Origin of the sequence: Bacillus sp. JJ1503, assembly GCF_036965125.1 — a bacterium.
Lineage (GTDB): Bacteria > Bacillota > Bacilli > Bacillales > Cytobacillaceae > Cytobacillus.
Genome location: NZ_JBALOZ010000280.1, coordinates 1 through 5277, shown reverse-complemented (window position 1 = coordinate 5277; position 5277 = coordinate 1). Strand labels below are relative to the sequence as shown.

The following is a 5277-nucleotide window of genomic DNA, read 5'->3' as shown; positions in this document are numbered from 1 at the left end:
GACTAAAAGGAGCACTCTAGTGCAAGATTAACTGAAATTGCAGAAAAGAAAAGGAAGTTTAATAAGAATAATAGAACTTAGTAATAGCTGGAGTAAAAGTTTGACGAATACGGTCTCTTGGAACATTTATTTTAAAAGAGGTGTAAAGCATGCAATATGTTAAGGTTCTTTTATTAGATCAGTTTTTAGCAAATGCTAATGACCCGAGCTGGTATCTTCCATTTACTGAAGCAGTTAAAAACTTATCAGAGGAAGAAGCAGTTTGGAAGCCTACTGAAGATAGTCATAGTATCGCTGAAATTGTACAGCATCTAATTTACTGGAATGAAACATGGCAAATAAGATTCCAACAATCTGATGTTAAAGCAGTTCAGCCTATTGAAGATAATGATAAAAGCTTTGTTATTCCAGAAAATAAAAAGTTTAATGAATTAAGAGAGCGACTAGAAGTGGTGCTGTTACAATGGCAAGGTCTACTAACCGAAGAACAACTCGAAAGTGATGTAAATGGATTCAGTTTACCAGTGAAATGGTATGAGTTACTCGGAAATTCTATTACGCATAACGCCTATCATATTGGTCAAATCGTTTATATACGGAAGTTGCAAGAAAGCTGGTATCGTAGTAATAGGTAATCTTATTTTCAATCCTTTATTTTAGAATCTCTTCAACAATCGGGCGTTGCGGAAAAGATTTTGAATTGATGTACTTATATTATAGGGTACGTTGATCCAAGAAGGGGTTAACGCTTATTTGTCGAAGTTATTGTACTAAATCATGGTATTTAAAGAATTGGAATAATATAGGAAACCGAATAATAGTTGTAAAGGGACTGATTCAATTATGGATATTAGAAAACCATATGATTTTGAACTAAAAAAAGTATTAACACTTTCTCCTCAAGCTGTTTTTGATGGCACATTGGGTGAAGTAGAACCTACGAAAGAAAAAATTAACCAGCTTGTTAACCCACTTTTGGAAAAGGGAAGCTATTATTTAATAGCATCAGAAGAAGATAAATTAATGGGGTGGATACTTTTAGGACCAAGCAAGGACCAATTTACTGATATGATAAATGGATTTATTTACGAACTATTTGTTTTAAAAGAATTTAGAGGAAATGGCATTTCCAAACAGTTAATGAAAGCAGGTATTGACCATCTAAAAAAAGATGGATACTCAGAAATCCGTCTAAGTGCATTTGCAGGGAATCAAGCAATTAAACTGTATGAAAAATTTGGATTTGGCATAAGGACAATTACTATGAGTTTGCAGTTATAAGAAACTAATTATCTCACTAACGGAGTGCGATAGTTGGAGAAGGCATTTTTCGGTAAACCAAAAGTTTGAAGGTGCGAATTAGGGATTATTTATATAATGTGAGACAGGCTGTGAAGATATTTGAGAGGTAATAAAGCAATGCTGTTTGATCTAGATGATACCTTACTTAATAGGGATGAAGCAGTAGATAAAATATTTTTAATTATTTTAGAAAAGTGTTATGAGGATGTTAAACATTCAGTTAAAAACGAAATGTTGAAGAAGTTCAAAGAATATGATAAGAGAAACTATGGCTATAGTGATAAAACAAAAGTTTTAGAATCATTTTTTAATGAATTTCCACCAAAATATAGATTGCCACGCAATTACATTCAAGATTTTTGGAATTTTAATTTTCCTCAGTGTTTTTCTATAAACCAAAGAATAATAAATATTGTAAATACTATAAAGATGCAAGCTAAAGTTGCGATTATAACAAACGGCTCAACTCAGAGACAAAAAGCTAAAATCATTAACACTAATTTAAATAATTGTTTTGATATTATAATTATTTCTGAAGAGGTGGGATTTAGTAAACCTGACAAANNATTAAATAAGCTTGATGTGGAACCGGAAGCCGCATTTTTCATTGGGGATGACATTGAAAAGGATATTGGTGGTTGTCAAAATGCAAATATAAAGGGTATATGGTTCAATCCTCATATGATCAAGAATGATACCGAAATAACACCATATGCCAAGATCAATACTTTTGATAGATTATTAAGTTATTTTACTTAAAATACATTATCAGAAGTTGTTTTATTGCACAATATTTTTTAATGAGAAAAACAATAATAATGATTCTTGAAATGAAGAAAAAAAGATCGAACTTAATAATATTGAAAAGAGTTCGTTGTTGGCCTAACGGGTACCTTGAGTTCAAGAAGGATCGCTGCGATACTCTTTTTTCTAATTCTAATGAAATAGGATTGTTGAAATAGAAAAAGAATAGTAGAGGTTATAAAATAAAGTAAAATTAAGGGATATGGAGGATATTGAAAATGCCAGATATATACCATAAAACCTACATTAAAGTACCTTTAGAAGAAGTGTATAAAACAGTTTCAACATCTCAAGGTTGGAATGCTTGGTTCACAGATGACACATCGTTGGAGATAAACCCAGATGGCACTGGTGAGATACGATTGAGATGGACAAATTTTGGCAGTGAAAATGTAAATATTGAAGACGGGGGGAAGATACTTGAGGCAACTCCTAACAAAAGATTTGTTTTTCAATGGTCACCAGGAGAACAAAATTCAACAGTAACTTTTAAACTTGAGCCTTATAAAGACGGAACATTAGTAGTTCTTAATGAGATGGGCTATACAAATTCTGAAAAAGACTTAAAAGCCTGTATTGGATGTGCAGTAGGTTGGGGAGAAGCCTTAACACTTTTAAAGATCTACTTAGAGTATGGAATTGTATTTAAACAGGATTTATAATTCTTTAATTTATTGGTATATGTAGTCTTCGAAAAGTAATGTACATAAGGTGATTGTGGTAATAATACCAATCTTAATCATCAAAAGGATTGGAAGTATAGTAATGAGGTATTATGGTAGAAATTAACTCTTATATAATTAAAAGAACTAGGAATAATGAACAACATTAGTATTCAAACAAATGCCTGTCCCCATATTCGGTAAAGGTTTTACCTTTAAAAGAAGTAGGAGACAGGCCAATATCATTTAATGTTCTATTTTCCTAACCATAAACTCTCCTTTAGAGTCATTAACTATCCCCTTAATATCCTGCCCAGAAAGATTTTGGAAAAGTCGAAGTCCAAACTCCTGTGCTACGGCAAAAAGGTGGTCAAAGATATCAGCTTGAACCGTTTCGTACACTGCCCATCTGACATCATTTGTAAATGCGTAAATTTCTAGCGGCAACCCATTTTCGGTAGGGGCCAGCTGTCTTACGATTAACGTCATCTCTCGATTAATTCCTGGATGATTTTGAAGATAGTTGCTGATATAAGCCCTAAATACACCGATATTCGTAAGAGCCCTCCCGTTCACCGGGTTGTTTCGATTGATATCGTGCAAGGAATTGAACTCTGCAATTTCACGCTCCCGGTTAATGATATAATCTGAAAGATAGTGAATGGTTTTATATTTATCAATCATCTCTTCTGTACAAAACGAAATACTGTTTGTATCGACAAATAAGGCACGTTTGATCCGTCGACCTCCTGAAGATTGCATGCCCCTCCAGTTCTTAAAAGAATCGGATATCAAGGCATAGCTTGGAACCATTGTAATCGTTTTATCAAAATTTTGGACCTTTACTGTGTTTAATGAGATATCAATAATATCTCCATCTGCCCCATATTTAGGCATTTCAATCCAGTCCCCAACCCGAACCATATCATTGGCCGTCAACTGTACCCCCGCTACTAGTCCTAATAAGGAATCTTTAAAAACGAGCATCAATACAGCGGATAAGGCGCCAATTCCACTTAGAAGAATAAAGGGGCTTTCCCCCATCATGTTCGCAATTACTAAGATGATCCCAAGAGTGATGACAATAATCTTCGTCACTTGAATATACCCTTTAATCGGCTTCACCTTCGATATTTCATACGTTTGATAAATATCGTTGAGGGCGTTTAATAAGCTATTCACAACCCATAATCCAGCGATAATCAAATAAGCAATTGCACTTTTTTTAATCAAAATCTCATGAGTAGGAAAGGTGAATGAAAAGTAATATATAATGATTGCCGGAACAATATGAGATAACTTATGAAAAACCTTCCGATCCAAAAGCATATTATCCCACTGGTATTTGTTATTCATTACGATATGAGTGATAATTCTGATTACAACCCTTTTGGTGATAAAATTCGCAGTCATACAGATAATAGCAATAAATAGGATATTAAGAAATATAGATAAATATTCAGCTGTTGCAGGATCCAAATCAAATGTTAGAACAAATTTTCTAATGAATTTCATTTATTTCCTCCATTATATGTATAAAATCTCAGCTTCTACTTATGGAACTTTTACTCATTATATCAGAGTATAATAAGCTTTACTTAGGATGAGTTTTTAACAATTTTTGCAACTTACAAAAATTATTTTTATTTAATAACTCTAAGCTTTAATACGAAGGCTTATTATTTAAAACGACATGAATGTAATCTTTGATACATACTATATTTTGGGGGTGGAAAAATGGCGAGAGTAGCTTACCGGACTGCAGATGTTGATTTAATGGCCCGGATGATGAGAGCAGAAGCTGAAGGCGAAGGAAAACAAGGAATGCTCTATGTTGGAAATGTCATTGTTAACCGTGTTGTTGCAGAATGTACTGACTTTAAAGATTTGAGAACAGTTAAACAAGTCATTTTTCATGTACAAGGAGGAAATTACTCGTTTGAAGCTGTCCAAAAAGGCAATGTATTTTATCAAAGGGCAAGAGAATCCGAAAGAAGATTAGCAAGACAGAATTTGGAATCTTGGAGAGATCACCCAGCGAAATATGCTCTTTGGTACTTTAATCCATATGGTCCTTGTCCTCCTACATGGTATGATCAACCCTTTTCTGGTCAATTTAAAGAACATTGTTTTTATGAACCAGCAGCTGGAACATGTGCAAGTGTTTATAGCGGATGATAAGTTTGAAAACCGAAATACGTCTTTTTATCCTTTAAAATTATAAATTTTTTTTAAGGGCAAATTCCTTAAAGTGACTAACATTATTATTATTATTTGAAAAGTACTTTATGTTATACAGGATTTAAAATGGATTTAATTGACTCAAACGGGGAATTAGAGTATTTTTTATATGCTTGTATAAAGTTACTCACAGGGGATAGTGATGAAGAACTATAGGTTAAAAAATGAATTTAAAGGCTACAGAAAAGGATCAAAATTTTACGTTGTGGCTGAATCTGAATTTATCGGGGTAAAAGAATTTGTATTGCGAACCGAGGATTTAACTCGC

At 33.2% G+C, this 5277-nt stretch carries 6 protein-coding genes; 5 read left to right on the top strand and 1 reads right to left on the bottom strand.

Annotated elements, in window-relative coordinates:
- Nucleotides 1–149 precede the first annotated feature (149 nt).
- The 4 genes from V7149_RS20070 to V7149_RS20055 all read left to right on the top strand — a co-directional run bounded on the left by V7149_RS20070 (nucleotide 150) and on the right by V7149_RS20055 (nucleotide 2768).
- Nucleotides 150–635 carry a DinB family protein gene (locus V7149_RS20070; protein WP_335347363.1) on the top strand — a complete coding sequence of 162 codons (486 nt, stop codon included), beginning with the start codon at nucleotides 150–152 and terminating at the stop codon, nucleotides 633–635.
- A gap of 208 nt (nucleotides 636–843) precedes the next feature.
- On the top strand, nucleotides 844–1281 hold the full coding sequence (locus tag V7149_RS20065; RefSeq protein WP_335347362.1) for a GNAT family N-acetyltransferase: 438 nt from the start codon (nucleotides 844–846) through the stop codon (nucleotides 1279–1281).
- A 138-nt stretch (nucleotides 1282–1419) separates the two neighbouring features.
- Complete coding sequence (locus tag V7149_RS20060) at nucleotides 1420–2061, top strand: HAD family hydrolase (protein WP_335347364.1); 642 nt, start codon at nucleotides 1420–1422, stop codon at nucleotides 2059–2061.
- A 263-nt stretch (nucleotides 2062–2324) separates the two neighbouring features.
- The gene (locus V7149_RS20055; RefSeq protein WP_335347361.1) at nucleotides 2325–2768 is read left to right on the top strand and encodes an SRPBCC family protein; all 444 of its coding nucleotides are present in this window, start codon (nucleotides 2325–2327) and stop codon (nucleotides 2766–2768) included.
- 246 nt (nucleotides 2769–3014) lie between these two features.
- Here V7149_RS20055 and V7149_RS20050 read toward each other — a convergent pair whose 3' ends face one another.
- Complete coding sequence (locus tag V7149_RS20050; protein WP_335347360.1) at nucleotides 3015–4283, bottom strand: mechanosensitive ion channel family protein; 1269 nt, start codon at nucleotides 4281–4283, stop codon at nucleotides 3015–3017.
- 222 nt (nucleotides 4284–4505) lie between these two features.
- On the opposite strand from V7149_RS20050, the gene V7149_RS20045 reads away from it, so the two are divergent.
- Complete coding sequence (locus V7149_RS20045; protein ID WP_335347359.1) at nucleotides 4506–4946, top strand: cell wall hydrolase; 441 nt, start codon at nucleotides 4506–4508, stop codon at nucleotides 4944–4946.
- Nucleotides 4947–5277 lie beyond the last annotated feature (331 nt).